The sequence below is a fragment of the Streptomyces sp. CRN 30 genome, assembly GCF_034105845.1.
Genome location: NZ_JAVRHI010000280.1, coordinates 1 through 24,783, shown reverse-complemented (window position 1 = coordinate 24,783; position 24,783 = coordinate 1). Strand labels below are relative to the sequence as shown.

Annotated in this window: 25 protein-coding genes and 3 pseudogenes; 10 read left to right on the top strand and 18 right to left on the bottom strand. The window is 71.3% G+C overall.

Going from position 1 to position 24,783, the window contains the following annotated elements:
• A pseudogene (locus UW392_RS29860) lies at positions 1-414 on the bottom strand (hypothetical protein); the annotation flags it as partial.
• Positions 411-557: a hypothetical protein gene (locus tag UW392_RS29855; RefSeq protein WP_320778261.1), complete on the bottom strand. Its 147-nt coding sequence runs from the start codon at positions 555-557 to the stop codon at positions 411-413. The pseudogene UW392_RS29860 and the gene UW392_RS29855, both read right to left, overlap by 4 nt.
• 114 nt (positions 558-671) lie before the next feature.
• Between UW392_RS29855 and UW392_RS29850 the strand changes: the two are divergent.
• A pseudogene (locus tag UW392_RS29850) lies at positions 672-1,323 on the top strand (dihydrodipicolinate synthase family protein).
• A gap of 22 nt (positions 1,324-1,345) precedes the next feature.
• On the opposite strand, the gene dapD reads toward UW392_RS29850, so the two are convergent.
• The 11 genes from dapD to UW392_RS29795 form a co-directional block, all read right to left on the bottom strand.
• On the bottom strand, positions 1,346-2,335 hold the full coding sequence (gene dapD, locus UW392_RS29845) for a 2,3,4,5-tetrahydropyridine-2,6-dicarboxylate N-succinyltransferase (RefSeq protein WP_320778260.1): 990 nt from the start codon (positions 2,333-2,335) through the stop codon (positions 1,346-1,348).
• 64 nt (positions 2,336-2,399) lie between these two features.
• On the bottom strand, positions 2,400-2,936 hold the full coding sequence (locus tag UW392_RS29840) for a TetR/AcrR family transcriptional regulator (protein WP_320778259.1): 537 nt from the start codon (positions 2,934-2,936) through the stop codon (positions 2,400-2,402).
• The gene (locus tag UW392_RS29835; RefSeq protein ID WP_320778258.1) at positions 2,936-3,256 is read right to left on the bottom strand and encodes a multidrug efflux SMR transporter; all 321 of its coding nucleotides are present in this window, start codon (positions 3,254-3,256) and stop codon (positions 2,936-2,938) included. The genes UW392_RS29840 and UW392_RS29835 overlap by 1 nt, the downstream gene beginning before the upstream one ends.
• A 103-nt stretch (positions 3,257-3,359) precedes the next feature.
• Positions 3,360-3,695, bottom strand: a complete 336-nt coding sequence (locus UW392_RS29830) for a metal-sulfur cluster assembly factor (RefSeq protein ID WP_320778257.1) — start codon at positions 3,693-3,695, stop codon at positions 3,360-3,362.
• On the bottom strand, positions 3,692-4,165 hold the full coding sequence (gene sufU / locus UW392_RS29825) for a Fe-S cluster assembly sulfur transfer protein SufU (protein ID WP_320778256.1): 474 nt from the start codon (positions 4,163-4,165) through the stop codon (positions 3,692-3,694). Before sufU ends, UW392_RS29830 begins: the two co-directional genes overlap by 4 nt.
• A 16-nt stretch (positions 4,166-4,181) precedes the next feature.
• Positions 4,182-5,438, bottom strand: a complete 1,257-nt coding sequence (locus UW392_RS29820; RefSeq protein ID WP_320778255.1) for a cysteine desulfurase — start codon at positions 5,436-5,438, stop codon at positions 4,182-4,184.
• Positions 5,435-6,199, bottom strand: coding sequence for a Fe-S cluster assembly ATPase SufC (gene sufC, locus UW392_RS29815; RefSeq protein ID WP_320778254.1), 765 nt, complete (start codon positions 6,197-6,199; stop codon positions 5,435-5,437). Before sufC ends, UW392_RS29820 begins: the two co-directional genes overlap by 4 nt.
• Before the next feature lie 7 nt (positions 6,200-6,206).
• The gene (locus tag UW392_RS29810) at positions 6,207-6,527 is read right to left on the bottom strand and encodes a non-heme iron oxygenase ferredoxin subunit (protein ID WP_320778253.1); all 321 of its coding nucleotides are present in this window, start codon (positions 6,525-6,527) and stop codon (positions 6,207-6,209) included.
• Entirely contained in the window at positions 6,524-7,714 is a 1,191-nt protein-coding gene (gene sufD / locus UW392_RS29805) for a Fe-S cluster assembly protein SufD (RefSeq protein ID WP_320778252.1), read from the bottom strand. Before sufD ends, UW392_RS29810 begins: the two co-directional genes overlap by 4 nt.
• Positions 7,715-7,819: 105 nt before the next feature.
• The gene (sufB, locus tag UW392_RS29800; protein ID WP_320778251.1) at positions 7,820-9,241 is read right to left on the bottom strand and encodes a Fe-S cluster assembly protein SufB; all 1,422 of its coding nucleotides are present in this window, start codon (positions 9,239-9,241) and stop codon (positions 7,820-7,822) included.
• Entirely contained in the window at positions 9,238-10,062 is an 825-nt protein-coding gene (locus UW392_RS29795) for a helix-turn-helix transcriptional regulator (RefSeq protein ID WP_320778250.1), read from the bottom strand. The genes sufB and UW392_RS29795 overlap by 4 nt, the downstream gene beginning before the upstream one ends.
• A 161-nt stretch (positions 10,063-10,223) precedes the next feature.
• Between UW392_RS29795 and UW392_RS29790 the strand changes: the two genes are divergently transcribed.
• From UW392_RS29790 to UW392_RS29775, 4 genes are all read left to right on the top strand, one after another.
• Positions 10,224-11,060: an AAC(3) family N-acetyltransferase gene (locus UW392_RS29790; RefSeq protein WP_320778249.1), complete on the top strand. Its 837-nt coding sequence runs from the start codon at positions 10,224-10,226 to the stop codon at positions 11,058-11,060.
• An 11-nt stretch (positions 11,061-11,071) separates the two neighbouring features.
• Positions 11,072-11,995 carry an ABC transporter ATP-binding protein gene (locus UW392_RS29785; protein ID WP_320778248.1) on the top strand — a complete coding sequence of 308 codons (924 nt, stop codon included), beginning with the start codon at positions 11,072-11,074 and terminating at the stop codon, positions 11,993-11,995.
• Entirely contained in the window at positions 11,992-12,762 is a 771-nt protein-coding gene (locus UW392_RS29780) for an ABC transporter permease (RefSeq protein WP_320778247.1), read from the top strand. Before UW392_RS29785 ends, UW392_RS29780 begins: the two co-directional genes overlap by 4 nt.
• Before the next feature lie 93 nt (positions 12,763-12,855).
• Complete coding sequence (locus UW392_RS29775) at positions 12,856-13,854, top strand: COX15/CtaA family protein (RefSeq protein ID WP_320778246.1); 999 nt, start codon at positions 12,856-12,858, stop codon at positions 13,852-13,854.
• 15 nt (positions 13,855-13,869) lie between these two features.
• Here the strand turns inward: UW392_RS29775 and UW392_RS29770 are convergent, their stop codons facing one another.
• The 4 genes from UW392_RS29770 to UW392_RS29755 all read right to left on the bottom strand — a co-directional run bounded on the left by UW392_RS29770 (position 13,870) and on the right by UW392_RS29755 (position 17,313).
• The gene (locus tag UW392_RS29770) at positions 13,870-14,622 is read right to left on the bottom strand and encodes a nucleotidyltransferase domain-containing protein (protein ID WP_320778245.1); all 753 of its coding nucleotides are present in this window, start codon (positions 14,620-14,622) and stop codon (positions 13,870-13,872) included.
• A gap of 70 nt (positions 14,623-14,692) precedes the next feature.
• On the bottom strand, positions 14,693-15,802 hold the full coding sequence (locus tag UW392_RS29765; protein ID WP_320778244.1) for an amidohydrolase family protein: 1,110 nt from the start codon (positions 15,800-15,802) through the stop codon (positions 14,693-14,695).
• Positions 15,803-15,909: 107 nt separating this feature from the next.
• Positions 15,910-16,266: a hypothetical protein gene (locus tag UW392_RS29760; RefSeq protein ID WP_320778243.1), complete on the bottom strand. Its 357-nt coding sequence runs from the start codon at positions 16,264-16,266 to the stop codon at positions 15,910-15,912.
• A 93-nt stretch (positions 16,267-16,359) separates the two neighbouring features.
• Positions 16,360-17,313: a heme o synthase gene (locus UW392_RS29755; RefSeq protein WP_320778242.1), complete on the bottom strand. Its 954-nt coding sequence runs from the start codon at positions 17,311-17,313 to the stop codon at positions 16,360-16,362.
• Between the two features lie 454 nt (positions 17,314-17,767).
• On the opposite strand from UW392_RS29755, the gene tkt reads away from it, so the two are divergent.
• The 5 genes from tkt to pgl are packed head-to-tail and all read left to right on the top strand — an operon-like array spanning position 17,768 to position 24,494.
• Positions 17,768-19,855, top strand: coding sequence for a transketolase (tkt, locus tag UW392_RS29750; RefSeq protein ID WP_320778241.1), 2,088 nt, complete (start codon positions 17,768-17,770; stop codon positions 19,853-19,855).
• 34 nt (positions 19,856-19,889) lie between these two features.
• Positions 19,890-21,008 carry a transaldolase gene (tal, locus tag UW392_RS29745; RefSeq protein ID WP_320778240.1) on the top strand — a complete coding sequence of 373 codons (1,119 nt, stop codon included), beginning with the start codon at positions 19,890-19,892 and terminating at the stop codon, positions 21,006-21,008.
• 5 nt (positions 21,009-21,013) lie between these two features.
• Positions 21,014-22,537: a glucose-6-phosphate dehydrogenase gene (gene zwf, locus UW392_RS29740; RefSeq protein WP_320778239.1), complete on the top strand. Its 1,524-nt coding sequence runs from the start codon at positions 21,014-21,016 to the stop codon at positions 22,535-22,537.
• Positions 22,534-23,712, top strand: coding sequence for a glucose-6-phosphate dehydrogenase assembly protein OpcA (opcA, locus tag UW392_RS29735; RefSeq protein WP_320778238.1), 1,179 nt, complete (start codon positions 22,534-22,536; stop codon positions 23,710-23,712). The genes zwf and opcA overlap by 4 nt, the downstream gene beginning before the upstream one ends.
• Positions 23,709-24,494 (top strand): 6-phosphogluconolactonase, encoded by a 786-nt coding sequence (pgl, locus tag UW392_RS29730; RefSeq protein WP_320778237.1) that lies wholly within the window; start codon positions 23,709-23,711, stop codon positions 24,492-24,494. The genes opcA and pgl overlap by 4 nt, the downstream gene beginning before the upstream one ends.
• 82 nt (positions 24,495-24,576) lie before the next feature.
• On the opposite strand, the pseudogene UW392_RS29725 reads toward pgl, so the two are convergent.
• Positions 24,577-24,783: pseudogene (locus tag UW392_RS29725) on the bottom strand (glucose-6-phosphate isomerase); the annotation flags it as partial.

Below are 24,783 nucleotides of genomic sequence, written 5' to 3'. Positions count from 1 at the left end.
CCCCCAGCCCGCGTCGGCCAGGGCGCCGGCCGGCGCACCGCACGCGCACGGCCCGAGGGTCGCCGTGCGCACCCGCTGGCGGGCGTAGCGGAAGCCGCGCTCGAAGCGGATGTACGCGCCGAGGACGGTGACCTCCAGCAGGACGGCCGTGCGGTGCTCGGCGGTGCACAGCAGGCCCTCGGCCGCCGACCGGTCGTGCACGCAGTGGAAGCCGCAGCCGCACAGCCGTGCGGGCGTCCGGTGCCGCCGTCCGTAGAGGCACCGCGCCTCGTCGAGGACCGCGTAGGGCAGCGCGCCGCCCAGCGACACCCCGGTGAAGCCCGCCCGTGTCCCGTCCTGGGAGAGCATCGGGTGGGCGATCTTGTACCCGGTCGGCGGCTCCGCCGGACGTTCCTCGGGGAGCCGCAGCCTCATGACGCGGCCGGCGCTTCTTCGGCCGCAGCTGCCTCTTCCTCGGTGTCATGGCCGAGTCGCCGGTCCTCGGCCGGAGTCTCCTCCTGCCGAAACGGGGCCCGCTCCTGTGCGGTTCCGGTGGCGAGTGCCTTGCCGAGCCTCATGACGCCTCCCGTGACCGTGTCCGGCACTGACGACCGTTCGTACAGCGGATCTGGCCGGTATCGTGCAGCGGATTCAAGTAGTCCTTCACGGTGGTCCCGTCGACACTACTCCCCATGACGACTCGACGCCCCGCTCCTTTCGGCCGCGCGCTCTGCGCGATGATCACCCCCTTCGCCCCGTCGGGGGCGCTGGACCTGGACGGCGCGCAGCGGCTCGCCGTCCGGCTGGTGGACGGGGGCTGCGACGGTCTGGTCCTGTCCGGATCGCCGACTCCTGCGGCCTGCCGCTCGCCCCGGGCGCACCGGCACCCGCATCGAGCCCGCCACCCTGATCGGGCCGGCCCGGCATCCGCGCATCGTGGCGGTCAAGGACTGCGCGTACGACCTGCTCGGTACGGAGAAGGTACTGGCCGCGACGGACCTGGCGTACTACACGGGGTGCGACGAGTACGTCCTCCCGCTGTACGCGCTCGGCGGGGCCGGTTACATCGGCACGGTGGCGAACGCGGTGCCCCGGCACTTCCGGGCGATCGTCGACGCCTTCGACGCGGGCGACACGGACGGCGCCGCCCGGCTGCAGCGGCGCGCCGTCCCGCTGATCGAGGCGGTGATGGCCGCCGGCCTGCCCGGCACCGTCACGGTGAAGGCACTGCTCGCCCGGCTCGACCTGCCGTCCGGACCGGTCCGCCCACCATTGCGGCCCGTCGGCCGGGAGACGGCCGACGGGCTGCTGGCGCGGTACGAGGAGCTGGCCGGCGCGCGGTGAGCGCCGGCCCGTGCTCCGTCCGTCAGTTGTGGCTGTGCAGGACCTCGTTCAGACCGCCCCAGACCGCGTTGTTCGGGCGGGCCTCGACGGTGCCGGTGACCGAGTTGCGGCGGAAGAGGATGTTCGAGGCGCCGGAGAGCTCGCGGGCCTTGACGACCTGGCCGTCGGGCAGCGTCACCCGGGTGCCGGCGGTGACGTACAGGCCGGCCTCGACCACGCACTCGTCGCCGAGCGCGATGCCGACGCCCGCCTCGGCGCCGACCAGGCAGCGCTCGCCGACGGAGATGATGACGTTGCCGCCGCCGGACAGGGTGCCCATGGTGGAGGCGCCGCCGCCGATGTCGGAGCCGTCGCCGATGACGACGCCCGCGGAGATGCGGCCCTCGACCATGGAGGTGCCGAGCGTGCCCGCGTTGAAGTTGACGAAGCCCTCGTGCATGACCGTGGTGCCCTCGGCGAGGTGGGCGCCGAGGCGAACCCGGTCGGCGTCGGCGATGCGGACGCCCTTGGGGGCGACGTAGTCCGTCATGCGCGGGAACTTGTCGACGGAGGTGACCTGGAGGTGCAGGCCCTCGGCGCGGGCGTTGAGCCGGACCTTCTCCAGGTCGTCCACGGCGACCGGGCCGAGGGAGGTCCAGGCGACGTTGGCGAGGTGTCCGAAGATGCCGTCCAGGCTCTGCCCGTGCGGCTTGACCAGGCGGTGCGAGAGCAGGTGGAGGCGCAGGTAGACGTCGTGCGCGTCGAGCGGCTTCTCGTCGAGCGAGGCGATGACCGTGCGGACCGCGACCACCTCGACGCCCCGGCGGGCGTCCGGGCCGATCGCCTTGGCCGCGCCCTCGCCGAGCAGTTCGACGGCCCGCTCGGCGGACAGCCGCTCCGTGCCGGCGGGGCCGGGCTCCCCGGTGAGCGCGGGGGCGGGGAACCAGGTGTCGAGGACGGTGCCGTCGGCGGCGATCGTGGCGAGGCCGGCGGCCGCGGCGCCGGTGGTGCGAGGAGCAGTCGTGTCGGTCATGAGGGCAACCTAACCGGCCGGGGGGCGTCTGGGCGAACTCGTGCGCGGACGTCTCGGTGCGCGGTCAGGGCAGCAGCCGCGCCAGCATCTCCCGCGTGCACTCCTCGTCGTACGCCGCGTCCGTCAGCAGCACCTGCAGGCAGACGCCGTCGATCAGGGCGGCCACGGCGCGCGCGGTGACGGGGTCCGTGCGGCGGGTGAGCAGGGCCGTGAACCGTGCGGTCCACTCGGCGGCGACGGGCCGCAGCGCGGGGCGGCGCAGCGCGGCCAGGTACAGCTCGTACTCCATCTCCAGGCCCGTACGGCCGCCCGCCAGCCACTCCCCCGTCAGCCGGGCGAGATCGGCGGCGAGGCCGGTGGTGCCGGACGTGAGGGAGTCGCCTGCGGCGATCACGTCGAGGTAGTTCTCGCCGGCCCGGCGGAAGGCGGCGACCAGCAGGTCGTCGAGGGTCTCGAAGTGGTACGTCGTCGAGCCGAGCGGCACGTCCGCCGCGGCGGCCACCGTGCGGTGGCTCAGCCCGGCTAGCCCCTTCTCCGCCACCACCCGGACCGCCGCGTCGACGATCCGCTCGCGGCGCCCGGGGTCGTACCGGCGGGGCATCAGTGCCCGCCCCCGAGGTTCAGCACCACCACTCCGGCGATGATCAGCGCGACGCCGGCGACCTTCGCGGCGGTCAGCGCCTCGCCGAAGGCGATCAGCCCGATGACCGCGACCGTGGCGGTGCCGACACCGGACCAGATCGCGTAGGCCGTGCCGATCGACATGCTCTTCAGGGCCTGGGCGAGCAGGTAGAAGGAGATCACGTAGCCGACGGCGGTCAGCACCGAGGGCCACAGCTTGCTGAAGCCCTCGCTGAACTTCATGGAGGTCGTCGCGATCACTTCGGCGGCGATGGCCCCGAAAAGCAGCAGGTAGGTCACGTGGGAAGCTTACGCGGCGTTGTGTACGGCCGTACGCATCGGGTCTCGCGCACGCCGAAGGGCGGCGCCCCCGAGGGGGTGCCGCCCTTCGTGGCACGGTGTCTCAGACGTTGAACCCGAGCGCCCGCAGCTGCTCCCGGCCGTCGTCCGTGATCTTGTCGGGGCCCCACGGCGGCATCCAGACCCAGTTGATGCGCAACTCGTTGACCAGGCCGTCCGTGGCGGACTTCGCCTGGTCCTCGATCACGTCCGTCAGCGGGCAGGCCGCCGACGTCAGGGTCATGTCGATCGTCGCGATGTTCGCGTCGTCGATGTGGATGCCGTAGATCAGTCCGAGGTTGACGACGTCGATGCCCAGCTCGGGGTCGACGACGTCGTACAGGGCCTCGCGGACCTCCTCCTCGGAGGCCGGCTTCATCTTCTCAGCGGTCTCGGTCATGCGGTCTTCCTCTCGGCGTCGGCGTCGGCTCCGTCCAGGGCCTGGGCCGTCGCGTCCTTCCAGGCCATCCAGCTCAGCAGCGCGCACTTCACCCGGGCCGGATACTTGGAGACCCCGGCGAACGCGACCGCGTCCTCCAGGACCTCCTCCATCGCGTCGTCCGGCTCCAGCTTGCCCTTCGACTGCATCAGCTCCAGGAAGGTCTCCTGGATGCGCTGCGCGTCGGACAGCTCCTTGCCGACGAGGAGCTCGTTCAGCACGGAGGCCGAGGCCTGGCTGATGGAGCAGCCCTGGCCCTCGTAGGAGACGTCACTGATGGTCGTGCCGTCGTACTTCACGCGCAGGGTGATCTCGTCGCCGCACGTCGGGTTCACGTGGTGCACCTCGGCGTCACCGTCCCGCAAGCCCCGCCCGTGCGGGTTCTTGTAGTGGTCCAGGATGACGTCCTGGTACATCGAATCCAGCTTCACCGTTTCAGCACGCCCCTCAGCCGAAGAAGTTCCGTACGTGCTCCAGCCCCTCGACCAGTGCGTCGACCTCGGCGGGCGTGGAGTACAGATAGAACGACGCTCGTGTGGTCGCAGGAATTCCGTAGCGGAGGCAGACGGGCCGCGCGCAGTGATGACCGACACGTACCGCGATGCCCTGCTCGTCAAGGACCTGGCCCACGTCGTGCGGGTGGATGTCGCCGAGCGCGAAGGAGATCGCCGCCCCGCGGTCCTCGGCCGTGGCGGGGCCGATGATCCGCAGGTCGGGGACCTCGAGGAGCCGCTTCACCGCGTACTCGGTGATGGCGTTCTCGTGGGCGAGGACCTTGTCCATGCCGATGGCCGACAGGTAGTCGATCGCCGCACCGAGGCCGACCGCCTGGGCGATCGGCGGGGTGCCCGCCTCGAACTTGTGGGGCGCCGGGGCGTACGTCGAGGAGTGCATCGACACCGTCTCGATCATCTCACCGCCGCCCAGGAACGGCGGCAGGTCCTCCAGCAGCTCCTGGCGGCCCCAGAGCACGCCGATGCCGGTCGGGCCGCACATCTTGTGGCCGGTGAAGGCCACGAAGTCGGCCTGGAGGGCCTGCACGTCCAGCGGCATGTGCGGCGCGGCCTGCGAGGCGTCGATCAGGACCAGGGCCCCGACCTCCTGCGCGCGGCGCACGATGGCCTCGACGGGGTTCACGGTGCCCAGGATGTTCGACACCAGCACGAAAGAGACGATCTTCGTCTTCTCCGTGATGACCTCGTCGATGTTCGACAGGTCCAGGCGGCCGTCGTCGGTGAGGCCGAACCACTTCAGCTTCGCGCCGGTGCGCTGCGACAGCAGCTGCCACGGGACGATGTTGGAGTGGTGCTCCATCTCCGTGATGACGATCTCGGTCTCGTGGTCGACCCGGTAGGGCTCGTCGGCCCAGCCGAGCATGTTGGCCACGAGGTTGAGTGACTCGGAGGCGTTCTTGGTGAAGATCACCTCGTCGCGGCTGGGCGCGTTGACGAACGCCGCCACCTTGTCGCGCGCGCCCTCGTACAGCGCCGTGGCCTCCTCGGCGAGCACATGCACACCGCGGTGGACGTTGGCGTTGTGCTGCTCGTAGTACTCGTCCAGGACGTCGATGACCTGGCGCGGGGTCTGCGAGGTCGCGGCGTTGTCCAGGTAGACGAGCTTCTTGCCGTCGTGCAGGACGCGGTCGAGGATCGGGAAGTCCTTGCGGATCGCCTCAGTGTCGAGGAGGCCCGGCAGCTGTGTCACTCGGATGCGCCGCCCTTCGTGTACGCCTCGTAGCCCTCGTTCTCCAGCTTGTCCGCCAGCTCGGCGCCGCCGGACTCGACGATCTTGCCGTTGGCGAAGACGTGGACGTGGTCGGGCTTGATGTAGCGCAGGATGCGCGTGTAGTGGGTGATCAGCAGGGTGCCGACCTCGCCGGTCTCGCGGACGCGGTTGACGCCCTCGGAGACCACGCGCAGCGCGTCGACGTCGAGGCCGGAGTCCGTCTCGTCGAGGATCGCCATCTTCGGCTTGAGCAGCTCCAGCTGGAGGATCTCGTGGCGCTTCTTCTCACCGCCGGAGAAGCCCTCGTTGACGTTGCGCTCGGCGAAGGCGGGGTCCATGTTGAGGCGCTGCATGGCCTCCTTGACCTCCTTCACCCAGGTGCGCAGCTTGGGGGCCTCGCCGCGGATGGCGGTGGCGGAGGTGCGCAGGAAGTTGGAGACCGAGACGCCGGGAACCTCGACCGGGTACTGCATGGCGAGGAAGAGGCCGGCGCGGGCGCGCTCGTCGACGGACATCTCGATGACGTCCTCGCCGTCGAGGGTGACGGTGCCGCCGGTGATCGTGTACTTCGGGTGACCCGCGAGGGAGTAGGCGAGGGTCGACTTGCCGGAGCCGTTGGGGCCCATGATGGCGTGCGTCTCGCCCTGCTTCACGGTGAGGTCGACGCCCTTGAGGATCTCCTTCGTGGCGTTGTCGGCCTCGACGGTGACGTGCAGGTCTCGGATTTCAAGCGTAGCCATGGGTGCCTCAGGACTCCTGGGTGAGGGAGACGAGCACGTCGTCCCCTTCGATCTTTACGGGGTATACGGGGACGGGGCGCGTCGCGGGAAGGCCGGACGGCTTGCCGGTGCGGAGGTCGAAGGCGGAACCGTGCAGCCAGCACTCGATCTGGCAGTTGTCCACCTCGCCCTCGGAGAGCGAGACGTTCGCGTGCGAGCAGATGTCGTTGACCGCGAACACCTCGCCCTCGGTACGGACGACCGCGACCGGCGTGCCGTCGAGCTCCACCCGCTTCGGGGTGTCCTCCTCCAGCTCGCTCACCGCGCACGCGCGTACGTAGGTCGTCATGCGACCGAAGCCTCCAACTCCTCGTCGATCTTGGCGAGCAGACGCTCCTCGATGTCCTTGACACCGATCTGCTGGACCAGCTCGGCGAAGAAGCCGCGGACCACCAGGCGGCGCGCCTCGTGCTGCGGGATGCCGCGGGACATCAGGTAGAAGAGCTGCTCGTCGTCGAAGCGGCCGGTCGCGGACGCGTGGCCGGCGCCGACGATCTCGCCGGTCTCGATCTCCAGGTTCGGGACCGAGTCGACGCGCGCGCCGTCCGTGAGGACGAGGTTGCGGTTCATCTCGTAGGTGTCGGTGCCCTCGGCCTTGGCCTCGATGAGCACGTCACCGATCCACACCGCGTGCGCGTTGTCGCCCTGGAGCGCGCCCTTGTAGACGACGTTCGACTTGCAGTGCGGGGTGTTGTGGTCGACCAGGAGGCGGTGCTCCTGGTGCTGGCCCTTGTCGGTGAAGTACAGGCCGAACAGCTCGGCCTCGCCGCCGGTGCCCGCGTACGACACGCGCGGGTGCAGGCGGACGACGTCGCCGCCGAAGGTGACGACGACCGACTTGAAGGAGGCGTCGCGGCCGACGAGCGCGTTGTGCTGGGCGACGTGCACGGCCGTGTCGTCCCAGTCCTGGACGGAGACGACGGTCAGCTTGGCGCCGTCACCGAGGACGTACTCGACGTTGGCGGCGAGCACCGCGTCACCGGTGTGGTCGATGACGACCACGGCCTCGGCGAAGGCGCCGAGCTCGACGACCGTGTGGCCGAAGGCGGTGCCGCCCTCGCCGTGCACGGCGATGCGGATCGGCTCGGTGAGGACGGTCTCCTTGGGCACGGTCACGACCGAGGCCTGCTCGAACGCGGAGTACGCCTGGGCGGCGATCCGGTCCACCGGCGTGCCGGCCCGGCCGAGCCGCGCGTCGTCACGGCCGACGGCCTCGACGGTGACGCCCTCGGGGGCGTCGAGCTCGGCCTTCAGGCCGTTGCCGCCGGCGACCGCGGTGCCGTCGTGCAGCCCGCGCAGGCGCTCCAGCGGGGTGAACCGCCACTCCTCCTCGCGACCGGTGGGGACGGGGAAGTCCGCCACGTCGAAGGACGGGGGCGCGCTCATGCGGGTGGCGACGGTGGAGTCGGCCTCCGCCGCCACCGCGATGGCACCGGCGGTCGTGGAACCGACCGGGAGATTCTGGGCCTCAGCCATGACTGTCGTTCTGCTCTCTTCCTACGTCAAGTCAGTTGTGATCGGGCGGCCCGCCCGCGTGTTGAGGGGGGGCGGGCCGTCACTGCCGGGAGGCGGCTGCGGTCGTCAGCCGACCGAGCCCTCCATCTGCAGCTCGATCAGCCGGTTGAGCTCCAGCGCGTACTCCATGGGCAGCTCCTTGGCGATCGGCTCGACGAAGCCGCGCACGATCATCGCCATCGCCTCGTCCTCGGAGAGGCCGCGGCTCATCAGGTAGAAGAGCTGGTCCTCGGAGACCTTGGAGACGGTCGCCTCGTGGCCCATGGACACGTCGTCCTCGCGGACGTCCACGTAGGGGTAGGTGTCCGAGCGGGAGATGGTGTCGACGAGCAGCGCGTCGCACAGCACGTTCGACTTGGCGCCGGGGGCGCCCTCGCCGATCTCGATCAGGCCGCGGTAGGAGGTGCGGCCACCGCCGCGGGCCACCGACTTGGAGACGATGTTCGAGGAGGTGTTCGGGGCCATGTGGACCATCTTGGCGCCCGCGTCCTGGTGCTGGCCCTCGCCCGCGAAGGCGATGGAGAGGGTCTCGCCCTTGGCGTGCTCGCCCATCAGGTAGACGGCCGGGTACTTCATCGTCACCTTGGAGCCGATGTTGCCGTCGATCCACTCCATGGTCGCGCCCTCGTACGCCACGGCGCGCTTGGTGACCAGGTTGTAGACGTTGTTCGACCAGTTCTGGATGGTCGTGTAACGGCAGCGGGCGTTCTTCTTGACGATGATCTCGACCACGGCCGAGTGCAGCGAGTCCGACTTGTAGATCGGCGCCGTGCAGCCCTCGACGTAGTGCACGTAGGCACCCTCGTCGACGATGATCAGGGTCCGCTCGAACTGGCCCATGTTCTCCGTGTTGATGCGGAAGTAGGCCTGGAGCGGGATCTCCACGTGCACGTTCTTCGGCACGTAGATGAAGGAGCCGCCGGACCACACGGCGGTGTTCAGCGCGGCGAACTTGTTGTCACCGGCCGGGATGACCGTGCCGAAGTACTCCTTGAAGAGCTCCGGGTGCTCCTTCAGCGCGGTGTCGGTGTCGAGGAAGATGACGCCCTGCTCCTCCAGGTCCTCACGGATCTGGTGGTAGACGACCTCCGACTCGTACTGGGCGGCGACACCGGCGACGAGGCGCTGCTTCTCCGCCTCGGGGATGCCGAGCTTGTCGTACGTGTTCTTGATGTCCTCGGGCAGGTCCTCCCACGACTGGGCCTGCTTCTCCGTGGACCGCACGAAGTACTTGATGTTGTCGAAGTCGATGCCCGACAGGTCGGAGCCCCAGTTCGGCATGGGCTTCTTCTCGAAGAGCTTCAGGCCCTTGAGGCGGAGCTTGTTCATCCACTCCGGCTCGGACTTCTTCCCGGAGATGTCGTTGACGACGTCCTCGTTCAGTCCGCGCTTCGCTGCGGCACCGGCCTCGTCGGAGTCGGCCCAGCCGTATTCGTACTTGCCCAGGCCCTCGAGCTCAGGGTGGGCAGTCTCCGTGGGGAGAGTCATGCGGGGTTCCTCCCGGCCGTGCTTGCAGATGCGTTGTGGGTGGTCTTGGAAGTCTTCGGTGCCGGTGCCGCGGGGGCCGGTGGGGCCTTCCCGGCGGCGTGCGGCCCCCCGGCGCTGTGCGGCGCCCCGGGGATGAACGTCGTGCACACGCCGTCGCCGTGCGCGATCGTCGCCAGCCGCTGGACGTGTGTCCCGAGCAACTGGGAGAAGATCTCGGTCTCCGCCTCGCAGAGCTGCGGGAACTGTTCGGCGACGTGGGCGACCGGGCAGTGGTGCTGGCAGAGCTGCTCGCCGCGGTGCGGGAGCGGCGCGCTGCGCGCCGTAGCAGCGTACCCGTCCTCGCTCAGGGCCTTGGCCAGCGCTTCGGTCCGGCCCTCGGGGGCGGCCTGGTCGACCGCCTCGCGGTAGGCCCGCGCCTGGGCGGCGATCCGCGCGCGGGCGAAGGCGACGACCGCCTCCTCACCGCCCGCGTGCTCGGCGATCCAGCGCAGCGCGTCCATGGCGAGCTTGTCGTACGACTGGTCGAAGGCGTCCCGGCCGCAGTCGGTCAGGGCGAACACCTTGGCCGGCCGGCCCCGCGTCCGCGCTCCGTAGACCCGCTGCTCACGGGGTTGCACGACATCGTCGGCGACCAGAGCGTCGAGATGGCGCCGGACGGCCGCCTGGGTGAGTCCGAGGCGTCCGGCGAGCTCGGCGACGGTCGACGGCCCGTGATCCAGGATGGACCGCGCGACCCGGTTGCGCGTCGAGCGCTCACCGGTCGCGAACTCCTCCTGAGGGGCCCCCGTGGGGGTCTCCCGAGCCTCGCCGACGTTTTTCACAACGCCATTGTTGCGTAATTCCTCAGGACCGGGCAAGCCACGTCCGGTCCGCCCGGCGGTGCCGTACATCACTTAGGCATACCTAAGCTGACCTGCGGAAACGATCACCGGTCGATCAAGTGGATGGTACGTCTGCCCCAGGTCCGGAAGACTCCGTGCACATGTCGACACCCCCTCCCACCGGCCCTCTCGTCACCCGTGACGCGCTGGCCGCACAGCTGCGCGCACTCGGCGTCCGCCCCGGTGAGCTCCTCCTGGTCCACTCGTCCCTCCGCTCGCTCGGCTGGGTCAACGGCGGCCCGGTCACCGTCGTCCACGCCCTGCTGGACACCCTCGGCCCGGGCGGCACCCTCGTGGTGCCCACGCAGACCGGTGACCTCTCCGACCCGGCGCTCTGGAGCAGCCCGCCGGTGCCCGAGGAGTGGTGGGAGACCATCCGGGCGACGATGCCCGCCTACGACCCGCTGGTCTCGCCCTCGCGCGGGGTCGGCATCGTCCCGGAGACGGTACGGACCTGGCCCGGCGCCCTGCGCAGCGCGCATCCGGAGACCTCCTTCGCGGCACTGGGACCGGCCGCCGCGGCCGTCCTCGACGGTCACGCGCCCGACTGCCGGCTGGGCGAGCGGAGCCCGCTGGCCCGCCTGGAGGAGCGGGGCGCGCGGGTGCTGCTGCTCGGCGCGGGCTACGACGCGTGCACCGCGTTCCACCTGGCCGAGTACCGCACCCCGGCACCCCTGGTCGAGGTGGGCCGCCCGGCGCCCGGGGGCGGCTGGCAGCGGGTGACGGAGGTGTCGATCACCTCGGAGCGGTTCGACCAGCTGGGTGACGACTTCGAGCGGGACCGTCCCGTCGTGCGGGGCCGGGTGGGCGCGGCGGACGCGCGGCTGTTCCCCGTGGCCGACGCGGTCGCCTACGCGCAGGGGTGGCTGCCGCTGCACCGTCCCCGTGCGGGGGACGTCGTCGCACCCGCCCGACCGGCCCGGCCACCGCGTCCCTAGACTTGGCGCCCATGCGAAGTGAGCCCGTGGTCCAGGTCCAGGCCCTGGTGAAGCGGTACGGCGGCAAGACCGCGGTGGACGGCCTCGACCTGGTGGCCGGGGCCGGTGTCACCGCCGTCCTGGGACCCAACGGAGCGGGCAAGACGACCACGGTCGAGACCTGCGAGGGATACCGCAGACCCGACTCCGGCACCGTGCGCGTCCTGGGCCTGGACCCGGTGCGCCAGGCCCGTGAGCTGCGTCCGCGCATCGGCGTGATGCTCCAGTCCGGCGGCGTCTACTCCGGCGCCCGCGCGGACGAGATGCTCCGCCACACGGCGAAGCTGCACGCGCATCCGCTGGACGTGGACGCGCTGATCGAGCGGCTCGGCCTCGGCTCCTGCGGCCGCACCACCTACCGCCGCCTCTCCGGCGGCCAGCAGCAGCGGCTCGCCCTGGCGATGGCCGTCGTGGGCCGGCCGGAACTGGTCTTCCTGGACGAGCCGACCGCGGGCCTGGACCCGCAGGCGCGCCGGTCCACCTGGGACCTCGTGCGCGAGCTGCGCGCGGACGGCGTCTCGGTCGTGCTGACCACCCACCACATGGACGAGGCCGAGCAGCTCGCCGACGACGTCGCGATCATCGACGCGGGCCGGGTCATCGCCCAGGGCTCCCCCGAGGAGCTGTGCCGCGGCGGCGCCGAGAACACCCTGCGCTTCACCGGCCGCCCCGGCCTGGACGTGGCCTCCCTGCTGAAGGCGCTCCCCTCCGACACCTCGGCGGCCGAGCTGACGCCCGGCGTCTACCGGGTCAGCGGCAAGATCGACCCCCAGCTCCTCGCGACCGTCACCACCTGGTGCGCCCAGCACGGGGTGATGCCGGACGGCATCGCGGTGGAGCGGCACACGCTCGAGGACGTCTTCCTGGAGCTCACCGGCAAGGAGCTGCGTTCATGACCGCCGCCGGCACCTACACGCCGAAGCCGGGCGCCGCGCCCCTCCCCCGCATGATCGCGGCGCAGGCGGCGCTGGAGACGAGGATGCTGCTGCGCAACGGCGAGCAGCTGCTCCTCACCGTGATCATCCCGACGCTGCTGCTCCTGCTGTTCGGCACGGTGGACATCGTGGACACGGGCGAGGGGACGGCCGTCGACTTCCTGGCCCCCGGCGTCCTCGCGCTCGCGGTGATGTCGACCGCGTTCACCGGCCAGGCGATCGCGACGGGCTTCGAGCGCCGCTACGGCGTCCTGAAGCGGCTCGCCGCCTCGCCGCTGCCGCGCTGGGGCCTGATGACCGCGAAGACGATATCGGTGCTGGTCACCGAGGTGCTCCAGATCGTCCTCGTCGCGGTGATCGCCTTCGCGCTGGGCTGGTCACCGCAGGGCAACCCGCTCGCCGTACTGCTCCTGCTGGTCCTCGGCACGGCCGCCTTCTCCGGGCTCGGCCTGCTGATGGCGGGCACCCTGAAGGCGGAGGCCACCCTGGCCGCCGCGAACCTGGTCTTCCTGCTGTTGCTCGTGGGCGGCGGGGTGGTCGTGCCGCTGGACAAGTTCCCGGACGCGGCCCAGGACGTGCTGGGGCTGCTGCCCATCTCCGCTTTGTCCAGCGGACTGCGGGACGTCCTCCAGCACGGTGCCGGGATGCCGTGGGGCGACCTCGGGATCCTGGCCGTGTGGGCGGTCCTCGGGCTGGGCGCGGCGGCGCGGTTCTTCCGCTGGGAGTAGCGGCCGGGAGCAGCCGCGCGGGTCGGCGGCGGGTGTGGCCGGGACCCGGCCCCCTCGTGAATCCGTGCACAAGCGTGCGCCTACCATGGTGCCGTGCCAAACGAGACTCGCACCGATGCGACGGCTGCCCTCCGCAACCCCCTCGCCTACATCGCCGCACGCTGGACCCCGGACCCCCGTACGGTCCGGCGCGCGGCCCTCACCGCTCTCGTCATGTCGGTGGTCATCGTGGTCACCGGCGGCGCCGTGCGGCTCACGGGTTCGGGGCTGGGCTGCCCCACCTGGCCGAAGTGCACCGACGACTCGATCACCAACACCGCCGAGATGGGCATGCACGGTGTCATCGAGTTCGGCAACCGCCTGCTCACCTACGTGCTGTGCGCCGCCGTCGGCTGGGCGATCATCGCCGCGCGCTCGCAGAAGCCGTGGCGGCGCGGCCTGACGCGGCTCGGCTGGATCCAGTTCTGGATCGTGATGGGCAACGCGGTCCTCGGCGGCATCGTCGTCCTGGTCGGCCTCAACCCGTACACCGTGGCCCTGCACTTCCTGCTCTCCAGCGCGCTCATCGCGGTGGCCACCGCGATGTGGCAGCGCACCCGTGAGGGCGACGGGGCACCGCGCCCGCTGGTCGGCAAGCCGGTGCTGCAACTGGTGTGGGTCCTGGTCGTGGTGACCGGCCTGCTGATCGCCGTCGGCACCGTCGTGACCGGCGCCGGGCCGCACGCCGGCGACTCCAGCGACGTGCACCGCATGCCGGTGGACTGGGAGGGCGTCAGCAAGCTGCACGCCGTCCTCGCCTGGATCGTGGTGGCGCTGACGTTCGCCCTCTGGTTCGTCCTCAAGGCGGTCGACGCCCCGAAGGGCCCGCTGGCGCGCACCCGCGACCTGTTCCTGGTGCTGCTGGCCCAGGGCGTCATCGGCTACGTGCAGTACTTCACCGACCTCCCCGAGATCCTGGTCGGCGCCCACATGCTCGGCTCCTGCCTCGTGTGGATCGCCACCCTGCGGGTCCTGCTGGCGCTGCGGGAGCGGCCGGGGCCCACGGTGGGCCTGCCGGAACCGTCGGCGGAGAAGGTCCCCACGCGCGCGTGAGCACGGGGTGCGGCGTCACGCGTACGTCCGCACCAGCCCGTCGATCGCCGGTCCGAGGTACCCCCTGGTCAGCTCGGACCTGCGGGCCGTCCACGCCTCGTCCGGCGCGGCGCCGGGGCCCTCGTACCGCCTCCGCCTGACGTCCTCGACCACCTCGGCGGGCGCGCCGAGGCCGGGCAGGACGTCCAGGGCCTCCCTCTTGGTGATCAGCCGCCCGTCCTCGAGGGTGACCGCGGCCCGGGCGTACGTGAGCAGTCCCAGGTCCACCCAGACGTCCTGCGTCCAGTGGCCGGCCCGGTCGACCGCGCGGCGCCAGAAGTCCCGCTGGTCGCGCAGGACGAACCCCGCCAGTTCACGGTCCGGTACGGGCGGCAGCAGGCCCCCGGGCGCGTCCCCGTGCAGGACGACGCCGAAGGTGTGCAGCTCGCGCCGGGTCACGGGGGTGACGGGCCGCCCGAAAAGCTGCCCGTGCGCCCACGTCAGGTGGCGCCGCTCGGTGCCGCCCGCCGTGGCGGGCGTCAGGTAGGTGCAGTGCAGCCTGTTCGCGAGCGGCTCGGTCCGCAGCCGGGCGTGCAGCCGCGCCACCCGCCAGACGGTGCCGGCCGTGAGCGGGCCGCGCAGGACCGCTATCAGGTCCAGGTCGCTGCGGCCCTCCTGGTAGTCGCCCCCGCCGAGCGAGCCGTGCGCCCACAGGGCGACGGGGTCCAGGTCGCGGAGTACGGTACGGAAGCGGTCGAGGAGCCGGTCGGTGTCGTCGCCGTGTGTCATGGGGGGAGTCTGGGCAGCGGCCGCGCCCCGTACACCCGCCCCGTACACACCGCCCCGTGCTCCCACCCCGTCACCGCTCCAGCCCGTACACCCGCCGCGCGTTCTCCGAGGCGATCAGTCCCGCCACCCGCTGCGCGTCCGCCAGCGACCAGGCTCCGTCGGCCACCCAGGTCCCCAGCACCCGCGCCAGCGCCTCCCGGAACAGCCGCGCCCCCACGACGTGCAGTTCCGGCAGGCCCCGGGCGCCGCTGGAGAAGATCAGCTTGCCGAAGGGGGCCAGCTCCAGGACCTCGGCGAGGACGGCGGCGGCCCGTGCGCCCGTCCGGACGAGTCCGGCGCCCAGGTCGGCGTACACATGCGGGAAGACCCCGGCGAGATGGGCCGCGTGCCGGTGGTACGGGTAGCCGTGCAGCAGGACGAGATCGGTGCCGAGGCCCGCCGTGGCGCGGGCGAAGTCCGTGAGCAGGACCGGGTCCGTGCGGTCGATGCGCAGGCCGGGCTCGCCGAGGCCGGCGTGCAGCTGGAGGGGCCGGGCCGAGGCGACGGCGACCCACAGCAGGTGCCGCAGCAGCACCGGGTCCGTGAGCGTGCCGCCGACCGGCCGGTCCGCGAGCCAGCGCCCGGTCGCGGCCCGCACCTCCCCGGTCCCGGGCGGCTCGGGGGCGAGCGCCAGACCGTGCCGCGCCCCCGCCACCGAGGTGAAGGCGACCGCGTCGGCGGCCGCGCCGTGCACCGCCTCGGCGAGGTTGGCGAGGAAGGAGTCGACCGTGCCGGAGGTGTCGGCGACCTGCTCGGCGAGGAGTTCCAGCCGGACGATCTCATGGGCCCGGGCCGCGCCCGTGGCGGCCAGCTCGCCGGGCCCGGTGATGTCACCGGGCAGCCCGGTGTCGACGAGGTAGGTGGTGATGCCGCTGCCCCGCAGCAGCCGCCGGCCCGCCTCCGGGACGCCCAGCTCGCGGCGGCGGGCGAGGTAGCGGGCGGGCGGGCAGTGCGGTTCCAGGCCGAGCAGGGGCGGACACCAGCGGCGCACCGCGAAGCCGGTCTGGGTGTCGAAGAAGGTGGTGCCGGGCGCGGGCGGCCCCTCGCTGCGGGCGAGGTGGGTCTCGAAGGTACCGAGGCCCAGCTCCGTACGCAGCACTCCGTGGCAGTACTGGTCCACCAGGGACGGCGTTTCGATCATCCGGGTCTCCCGTGACTGGACCGTGTTCCCACACGTCCCAACGGGTGAACCGGGCGCCAGGTGTTGCTGTCACCTCCTGCGTACGCACGACCGACAGCCGTCGGCCGTCACCCGTTGCGGGGACCGCCCACCTGGATGCCCGCCATCCGCGACCACTCGTAGGGGCCGGTGCGCACCTTGGCGGCGAAGTCGCCGTCGAACTGCTCGTGCACGGTGATCCCGGCCGCGCGCACGGCCTGTTCGGCGACGGCTCGCGTGGGGGCCACGAGGTCGCCCCACTCGCCGTCCGCGCCGACGAGCACGATGCGGGCACCGCGCTCCCCGAGGTACTGGAGGTGTCCCTCGCTCCCGCCGTGCGCCTTCGCGAAGGCGGAGATCTCCTTGGCGAGGCGCGCCGCCCTGCGCCCGTCCTTCGGGTCCGGTGCCGCGCCGGTGGTCTCGTCAACCTGCTCGGTGTCTGCCATGACCAGGATGCTACCCATCGGTACGACAAACGTGTACGGGCGGACCGGTGGCCTTCACCACCGGTCCGCCCGTACGACGGGAGCGACAAGGGACTACCGCAGGAACGGATCCACCGCCACCGCCACGAACAGCAACGACACGTAGGTGATGGACCAGTGGAACAGCCGCATCTCCTTGAGCTTCCCGCCCGTCACGCCGCCCTTGGCGCGGTTCTGGAGGGCATGCGCCTCCCACAGCCACCAGCCGCCCGCCGCCAGGGCGACCGCGGTGTAGAACCAGCCGGTGTAACCGAGGGGCGTCAGCAGCAGCGAGACCGCCACCATCACCCAGCTGTAGATGACGATCTGGCGGGCCACCACCTTGTTGCCGGCGACCACCGGCAGCATCGGCACGCCCACGCGCGCGTAGTCGTCCTTCACCTTCATCGACAGCGGCCAGTAGTGCGGCGGCGTCCAGAAGAAGATGACCAGGAAGAGGATGACGGCGGCCCAGGACACGGAGTTCGTGACGGCCGACCAGCCGATCAGTACGGGCATGCAGCCCGCGATGCCGCCCCACACGATGTTCTGCGCGGTGCGCCGCTTGAGGATCATCGTGTAGACGACGACGTAGAAGAGGGACGCGCCGAGCGAGAGCCACGCGGACAGCCAGTTGACGAGGAAGCCGAACCAGAGGGTGGAGACCACCGCGAGGGCGAGCCCGAACACCAGGCCCTCGCGCGGACTGACCATGCCGGTGACGAGCGGCCGCTGGGAGGTGCGCTCCATGAGCGCGTCGATGTCCCGGTCGATGTACATGTTGAGCGCGTTGGCGCCGCCCGCGGAGAGGTAGCCGCCGACGCACGTCGCCAGCACCAGCCACAGGTTCGGCACACCCTGTTCCGCCAGGAACATCACGGGAACCGTGGTGATCAGCAGAAGCTCGATGATCCGCGGCTTGGTGAGGGCCACGAACGCCTTGACGCGGGCCCCGAACGGCCGCTGGCCCCGGTTGCTAGCGCTGCTCGCCCCGAGAACACCCGGTGGACGGGATTCGACGGCCGTCACGCACACCCCTGACAGAGACTCCCAGCGAGCCTCCGGTGTGAACTCCCGGTAAAGGGCTCGCGCGTACCACGCCACTGTAGACGTTGCCCAGAGCTCGCCCTCCAGAGGGGTGGGGTCGTGTTGGACGGAGCCGCGCGAAGGGCGCAGTGGGGACGAATCCGGCGCGCGGGAGGAGGCGCGGGAAGGCGCGCGTGAAGAGCCGCGTCCCGCTCGATCGAGCACTCGATTGAGCGCCCGGACGGCCGGATGCGTATTCAGGTGTCGAACACGGCATTCCGGGGCCCCGACTTGCGGAAGCGCCTGTTCAAGAGGCGGATGGGGGACAGTCCGGGCAGTCTGGAATGAAGTCTGTATTGACTCGAAAAGATGCACGTTCCGGCGGGGGTAGGCTCGACAACGGCCGGTGCCGCCGAAACACCGGCATTCAACCTGTGGAGAGGAGCCCTGACTCAGGGTGAGCACCAAGCCGACCACTTCAGATCTCGCGTGGACCGAACTGGACCAGCGTGCAGTCGACACCGCCCGTGTGCTGGCCGCCGACGCCGTACAGAAGGTCGGCAACGGCCATCCCGGTACGGCGATGAGCCTCGCACCCGCCGCGTACACCCTCTTCCAGAAGGTGATGCGCCACGACCCGACCGACCCGGACTGGACCGGCCGTGACCGGTTCGTGCTGTCCGCGGGCCACTCCTCCCTGACCCTGTACACCCAGCTGTACCTGGGCGGCTTCGGCCTGGAGCTTACGGACCTGCAGTCCTTCCGCACCTGGGGTTCGAAGACGCCGGGTCACCCGGAGTACGGGCACACCAAGGCTGTGGAGACCACCACCGGCCCGCTGGGCCAGGGTGTCGCCAACGCGGTGGGCATGGCGATGGCCGCCCGTTACGAGCGCGGTCTGTTCGACCCCGAGACCCCGCAGGGCGAGTCCCCCTTCGACCACCACGTCTTCGTCATCGCCGGTGACGGCTGCCTCCAGGAGGGCATCTCCGCGGAGGCGTCCTCGCTGGCCGGGCACCAGAAGCTCGGCAACCTGGTCCTGCTGTGGGACGACAACCACATCTCGATCGAGGGCGACACGGAGACCGCGGTCTCCGAGGACACCGTCGCGCGGTACGAGGCGTACGGCTGGCACGTGCAGCGCGTCGAGCCCGCCGAGAGCGGCGACCTCGACGTGCACGCCCTGTACGAGGCGATCGAGGCCGCGAAGGCGGTCACGGACCGCCCGTCGTTCATCGCGATGCGCACGATCATCGCCTGGCCGGCCCCGAACGCGCAGAACACCGAGGCCTCCCACGGCTCGGCGCTGGGCGAGGAGGAGGTCGCGGCCACCAAGCGCGTCCTCGGCTTCGACCCGGAGAAGCACTTCGAGGTGTCCGACGAGGTCATCGCGCACACCCGTGCGCTGGCCGAGCGCGGCAGCGAGGCGCGTGCCGCGTGGGACAAGAAGGTGCAGGAGTGGCGTGACGCCCAGCCGGAGCGGGCCGCCGAGTTCGACCGGATCCGCAAGGGCGAGCTGCCCGCGGGCTGGGAGGAGAAGCTCCCGGTCTTCGAGACGGGCAAGGGCGTCGCCACGCGCGCCGCGTCCGGCAAGGTCCTCCAGGCGCTCGGCTCGATCGTTCCCGAGCTGTGGGGCGGCTCGGCCGACCTCGCCGGCTCGAACAACACCACGATCGACAAGACGAGCTCCTTCCTCCCCGAGGGCAACCCGCTCCCGGAGGCCAGCCCGTACGGCCGTACGGTCCACTTCGGCATCCGCGAGCACGCCATGGCCGCCGCCATGAACGGCATCGCGCTGCACGGCAACACCCGCATCTACGGCGGCACCTTCCTGGTGTTCTCCGACTACATGCGCAACGCCGTCCGCCTCTCCTCCCTGATGCACCTGCCGGTGACGTACGTGTGGACGCACGACTCCATCGGTCTCGGCGAGGACGGCCCCACCCACCAGCCCGTCGAGCACCTCGCCTCGCTGCGCGCCATCCCGGGCCTGAACGTCGTGCGCCCGGCCGACGCCAACGAGACCGCCCTCGCCTGGCGGGAGATCATGCGGCGCTGGACCAAGGAGTTCGGCAAGGGCGCCCCGCACGGTCTGGCGCTCACCCGCCAGGGCGTGCCGACCTACGAGCCCAACGAGGACACGGCCAAGGGCGGCTACGTGCTGTTCGAGGCCGAGGGCGGCGAGCCGCAGGCCATCCTCATCGCCACCGGTTCCGAGGTGCACCTCGCCGTCGAGGCCCGCGAGCAGCTCCAGGCCGACGGTGTCCCCACGCGCGTGGTGTCCATGCCGTCGGTGGAGTGGTTCGAGGAGCAGGACCAGGGGTACCGGGACAGCGTTCTGCCGCCGTCGGTCAAGGCGCGCGTCGCGGTCGAGGCCGGTATCGCGCTGACCTGGCACAAGTACGTCGGTGACGCGGGCCGCATCGTGTCGCTGGAGCACTTCGGCGCTTCGGCCGACGCGAAGGTGCTGTTCCGCGAGTTCGGCTTCACCGCCGAGCACGTCGCCGCCGCCGCCCGGGAATCCCTCGCGGCCGCTCAGCGCTGACGCCCATATACGACACGTAGGAGATGTAATTTCCATGACGGACGCACTCAAGCGCCTCTCCGAAGAAGGCGTCGCGATCTGGCTGGACGATCTGTCGCGCAAGCGGATCACGTCCGGCAACCTCGCCGAGCTGATCGACCAGCAGCACGTCGTGGGCGTCACCACGAACCCGTCGATCTTCCAGAAGGCGATCTCCGAGGGCCACGGTTACGACCAGCAGCTCTCCGACCTCGCCTTCCGCAAGGTCACCGTCGAAGAGGCGATCCGCATGATCACCACGGCGGACGTCCGCGACGCCGCCGACATCATGCGCCCGCTCTACGACTCGACGAACGGCCAGGACGGCCGGGTCTCCATCGAGGTCGACCCGCGCCTCGCGCACAACACCAAGGCGACCGTCGCCGAGGCCAAGCAGCTCGCCTGGCTCGTGGACCGCCCGAACACGCTCATCAAGATCCCGGCCACCGAGGCGGGTCTCCCGGCGATCGCCGAGGTCATCGGCCTGGGCATCAGCGTCAACGTCACGCTGATCTTCTCGCTGGACCGCTACCGCAAGGTGATGGACGCGTTCCTCACCGGCCTGGAGAAGGCCAAGGAGCGCGGCCTGGACCTCTCCGACATCCACTCGGTGGCGTCCTTCTTCGTGTCCCGCGTGGACACCGAGATCGACAAGCGGCTCGACGCCCAGGGCGCCGACGAGGCGAAGGCGCTGCGCGGCAAGGCCGGCCTCGCCAACGCGCGCCTCGCCTACCAGGCGTACGAGGAGGCCTTCTCCTCCGACCGCTGGGCGGCGTTGGAGAAGGCGGGCGCCAACAAGCAGCGTCCGCTGTGGGCCTCCACCGGTGTGAAGGACCCCGCGTACAAGAAGACGCTGTACGTCGACGAGCTGGTGGCGCCCAACACGGTGAACACCATGCCGGAGGCCACCCTCTTCGCGACCGAGGAGAGCGGCGAGATCCACGGCAACACCATCGCCGGCACCTACGAGCAGGCCCGCGCCGACCTGGACGCGCTCGAGAAGATCGGCATCTCGTACGACGAGGTCGTCGACCTGCTGGAGAAGGAGGGCGTCGACAAGTTCGAGGACTCCTGGAACGACCTGCTCAAGTCCACCAAGGCGGAGCTCGAGCGCCTCGCTCCCTCGGAGGGCTGAGAACCTTGTCGAGCAGCAATCCGCTGCGTGACGCCGCGGACCGACGGCTCCCGCGTATCGCGGGGCCGTCGGGCCTGGTCATCTTCGGCGTCACCGGCGACCTGTCACGCAAGAAGCTGATGCCGGCCGTGTACGACCTCGCCAACCGCGGATTGCTGCCGCCGGGCTTCTCGCTCGTCGGGTTCGCCCGCCGTGAGTGGGAGGACGAGGACTTCGCCCAGGTGGTGCACGACGCCGTCAAGGAGCACGCCCGTACGCCGTTCCGCGAGGAGGTCTGGCAGCAGCTCATCCAGGGCATGCGCTTCGTCCAGGGCACCTTCGACGACGACGACGCGTTCGTACGGCTGCGCGAGACCATTGAGGACCTGGACGAGAAGCAGGGCACGGGCGGCAACTTCGCCTTCTACCTCTCCGTCCCGCCGGGCGCCTTCCCCGTGGTCATCCAGCAGCTGAAGAAGCACGGGCTGGCCGACCAGACGGAGGACTCCTGGCGCCGCGCCGTCATCGAGAAGCCCTTCGGACACGACCTGAAGTCGGCCGAGGAGCTCAACGGCCTCGTCCACGAGGTCTTCGCCCCGGACCAGGTCTTCCGCATCGACCACTACCTGGGCAAGGAGACCGTCCAGAACATCCTGGCGCTGCGCTTCGCCAACCAGATGTTCGAGCCGATCTGGAACCGGTCGTACGTCGACCACATCCAGATCACGATGGCCGAGGACATAGGCATCGGCGGCCGGGCCGGCTACTACGACGGCATCGGCGCCGCCCGCGACGTCATCCAGAACCACCTCCTCCAGCTCCTGGCCCTCATGGCCATGGAGGAGCCCTCGTCCTTCGACGCGGACGCGCTCGCCGCCGAGAAGACCAAGGTCCTGGAAGCCGTCCGGCTGCCGAAGGACCTGGGCCGGGACACCGTCCGCGCCCAGTACTCGGCCGGCTGGCAGGGCGGTGAGAAGGTCATCGGCTACTGCGAGGAAGAGGGCATCGACCCGCGGTCGAAGACCGACACCTACGCCGCGATCCGCGTGGGCATCGACAACCGCCGCTGGGCGGGTGTCCCCTTCTACCTGCGCACCGGGAAGAGACTCGGCAGACGGGTGACGGAGATCGCGGTCGTCTTCCAGCGCGCCCCGCACTCCCCCTTCGACCAGACGGCGACCGAGGAGCTGGGCTCCAACGCCATCGTCATCCGGGTCCAGCCCGACGAGGGCGTCACGGTGCGCTTCGGCTCCAAGGTGCCCGGCACCTCGATGGAGATCCGGGACGTGTCGATGGACTTCGCCTACGGCGAGTCGTTCACCGAGTCCAGCCCGGAGGCGTACGAGCGGCTCATCCTCGACGTCCTGCTCGGCGACTCCAACCTCTTCCCGCGCACCGAGGAGGTCGAGCTGTCCTGGAAGATCCTCGACCCGATCGAGGAGTACTGGGACACGCACGGCCGGCCCGCCGAGTACCCGGCAGGCACCTGGGGTCCCGTCGAGGCGGACGAAATGCTCGAACGAGACGGACGGAGCTGGCGCCGGCCATGAAGATCGACCTCACGGACACCACGGCCGGCAAGGTCAACAAGGCGCTCGTCCAGGGCCGCCGCGCCATCGGCACGCCCGCCGTCGGCATGGTGCTCACCCTCGTCATCGTCACCGACGAGGAGAACGCCTACGACGCCCTGAAGGCCGCCGGCGACGCGTCCCGCGAGCACCCCTCGCGCACGCTCGTGGTCATCAAGCGCGTCTCCCGCTCCCTCCGCGACCGCACCCAGTCCCGGCTCGACGCCGAGGTCCGGGTGGGCGCCGACGCGGGCACCGGCGAGACGGTCGTGCTGCGGCTGTACGGCGAGGTGTCCGACCACGCCCAGTCGGTGGTCCTGCCGCTGCTGCTCCCCGACGCCCCCGTCGTCGTCTGGTGGCCGGTGGACGCGCCGCTCGACCCGGCGGGCGACCCGCTCGGTGCCCTGGCCCAGCGCCGGGTCACCGACACCTACGCCGCCGAGCACCCGGTGCGCGAGCTGTCCGCCCGCGCCGACGCCTACTCCCCCGGTGACACGGACCTGTCGTGGACCCGCATCACGCCCTGGCGTTCGATGCTGGCGGCGGCCCTGGACCAGGTCACCTGCGAGGTGGAGTCGGTCGAGGTGGAGGGCGAGGAGCACAACCCGAGCTGCGAGCTGCTCGCCATGTGGCTCGCGGACCGGCTCCAGGTGCCGGTGCAGCGGTCGCACTCGCCCGGTCCCGGCCTGACCGCCGTCCGGATGAACACGTCCTGCGGCCCGATCACCCTGGACCGCGCGGACGGCTCCCTCGCGACCCTGTCCATCGAGGGCCAGCCCGCCCGGGCGGTCGCCCTCAAGCGGCGGGAGACCTCCGAGCTGATCGCCGAGGAGCTGCGCCGCCTCGACCCGGACGACACCTACGCGTCCGCCCTGCGGTTCGGGGTGGAGCGGCTGTCCGGCGCACCGGCCGACGCACCCGCGGCGGAGGTGAACCCCGAGGTCGAGGCTCCGGCCCGGACCACGGGGAAGCCGGCGCCGGCGACGGCCGAGGCACCGGTGGCCGAGCAGACGGCACCGGCCGAGGAGACGGTCGAGGCCCCTGCGCAGGAGGCCTCCGCGGAGAAGGCTCCCGCGGAGGAGGCCCCGGTCAAGAAGGCCCCGGCCAGGAAGACCGCCGCGAAGAAGGCGACCTCGCGGAAGGCGGCCACCAAGTGAGCACTCCGCAACTGGTCGTCCACCGCGACAAGGAGCTGATGGCACAGGCCGCCGCGGCCCGGCTGATCACCGCCGTCGTGGACGCGCAGGCCGCGCGCGGCTCCGCCTCGGTCGTCCTCACCGGCGGGCGCAACGGCAACGGCCTGCTGGCCGCGCTGGCCACCGCGCCCGCGCGGGACGCGATCGACTGGGGCCGCCTCGACCTGTGGTGGGGCGACGAGCGGTTCCTGCCTGAGGGCGACCCCGAGCGCAACGTCACCCAGGCGCGCGAGGCCCTCCTGGACGCCGTGCCGCTGGACCCGGAGCGCGTGCACGCCATGCCCGCCTCCGACGGCCCGCACGGGGACGACGCGGACGCGGCGGCCCGGGCGTACGCCGAGGAGCTGGCGCGGGCGGCCGGCCCGGAGGGCGACGGTGCCGTACCGGCGTTCGACGTGCTGATGCTGGGCGTCGGCCCGGACACGCACGTGGCCTCGCTCTTCCCGGAGCTGCCCGCGGTGCGGGAGACGGAGCGGACGGTGGTCGGTGTGCACGGCGCCCCGAAGCCGCCGCCGACCCGGACCACCCTCACGCTGCCCGCGATCCGTTCGGCCCACGAGGTGTGGCTGCTGGCGGCCGGCGAGGACAAGGCGGACGCCGTGGCGACGGCCCTGTCGAACGGCGCGGGCGAGGTCCAGGCTCCCGCCGCGGGCGCGTACGGCCGCTCCCGGACACTGTGGCTGCTGGACGCCGCGGCGGCCGCACAGCTGCCGCGGTCGTTGTACCCGTCGGCCTCCGCCTGACGGACACGGCTCGTACGACACGACTCGTACGACACGCAGAAGGGTGCCCCCGCCGGGGGCACCCTTCACCGTTTCCAGGGGGTCACGCGCGTCCGCGCAGCTCCCGGTACCGGGCGACCAGCGCCTTCGACGACTCGTCCAGGCCGGGTACGTCGGTGCCTTCGGTGAGGGCGGGTTCGACGCGCTTGGCGAGGACCTTGCCGAGTTCGACGCCCCACTGGTCGAAGGAGTCGATGTTCCACACCGCGCCCTGGACGAAGACCTTGTGCTCGTAGAGCGCGACGAGCTG

Bases quoted from the DNA above. Each gene is read 5' to 3' on its own strand.
- UW392_RS29840 (WP_320778259.1), bottom strand. From the start codon at position 2,936: ATGCCCCGCCGGTACGACCCCGGGCGCCGCGAGCGGATCGTCGACGCG.
- tal (WP_320778240.1), top strand. From the start codon at position 19,890: ATGACGGACGCACTCAAGCGCCTCTCCGAAGAAGGCGTCGCGATCTGG.
- opcA (WP_320778238.1), top strand. From the start codon at position 22,534: ATGAAGATCGACCTCACGGACACCACGGCCGGCAAGGTCAACAAGGCG.
- UW392_RS29830 (WP_320778257.1), bottom strand. From the start codon at position 3,695: ATGACCGAGACCGCTGAGAAGATGAAGCCGGCCTCCGAGGAGGAGGTC.
- UW392_RS29780 (WP_320778247.1), top strand. From the start codon at position 11,992: ATGACCGCCGCCGGCACCTACACGCCGAAGCCGGGCGCCGCGCCCCTC.
- UW392_RS29765 (WP_320778244.1), bottom strand. From the start codon at position 15,802: ATGATCGAAACGCCGTCCCTGGTGGACCAGTACTGCCACGGAGTGCTG.
- sufD (WP_320778252.1), bottom strand. From the start codon at position 7,714: ATGGCTGAGGCCCAGAATCTCCCGGTCGGTTCCACGACCGCCGGTGCC.
- sufB (WP_320778251.1), bottom strand. From the start codon at position 9,241: ATGACTCTCCCCACGGAGACTGCCCACCCTGAGCTCGAGGGCCTGGGC.
- UW392_RS29810 (WP_320778253.1), bottom strand. From the start codon at position 6,527: ATGACGACCTACGTACGCGCGTGCGCGGTGAGCGAGCTGGAGGAGGAC.
- UW392_RS29770 (WP_320778245.1), bottom strand. From the start codon at position 14,622: ATGACACACGGCGACGACACCGACCGGCTCCTCGACCGCTTCCGTACC.
- UW392_RS29785 (WP_320778248.1), top strand. From the start codon at position 11,072: ATGCGAAGTGAGCCCGTGGTCCAGGTCCAGGCCCTGGTGAAGCGGTAC.
- dapD (WP_320778260.1), bottom strand. From the start codon at position 2,335: ATGACCGACACGACTGCTCCTCGCACCACCGGCGCCGCGGCCGCCGGC.
- UW392_RS29790 (WP_320778249.1), top strand. From the start codon at position 10,224: ATGTCGACACCCCCTCCCACCGGCCCTCTCGTCACCCGTGACGCGCTG.
- sufC (WP_320778254.1), bottom strand. From the start codon at position 6,199: ATGGCTACGCTTGAAATCCGAGACCTGCACGTCACCGTCGAGGCCGAC.
- UW392_RS29855 (WP_320778261.1), bottom strand. From the start codon at position 557: ATGAGGCTCGGCAAGGCACTCGCCACCGGAACCGCACAGGAGCGGGCC.
- UW392_RS29760 (WP_320778243.1), bottom strand. From the start codon at position 16,266: ATGGCAGACACCGAGCAGGTTGACGAGACCACCGGCGCGGCACCGGAC.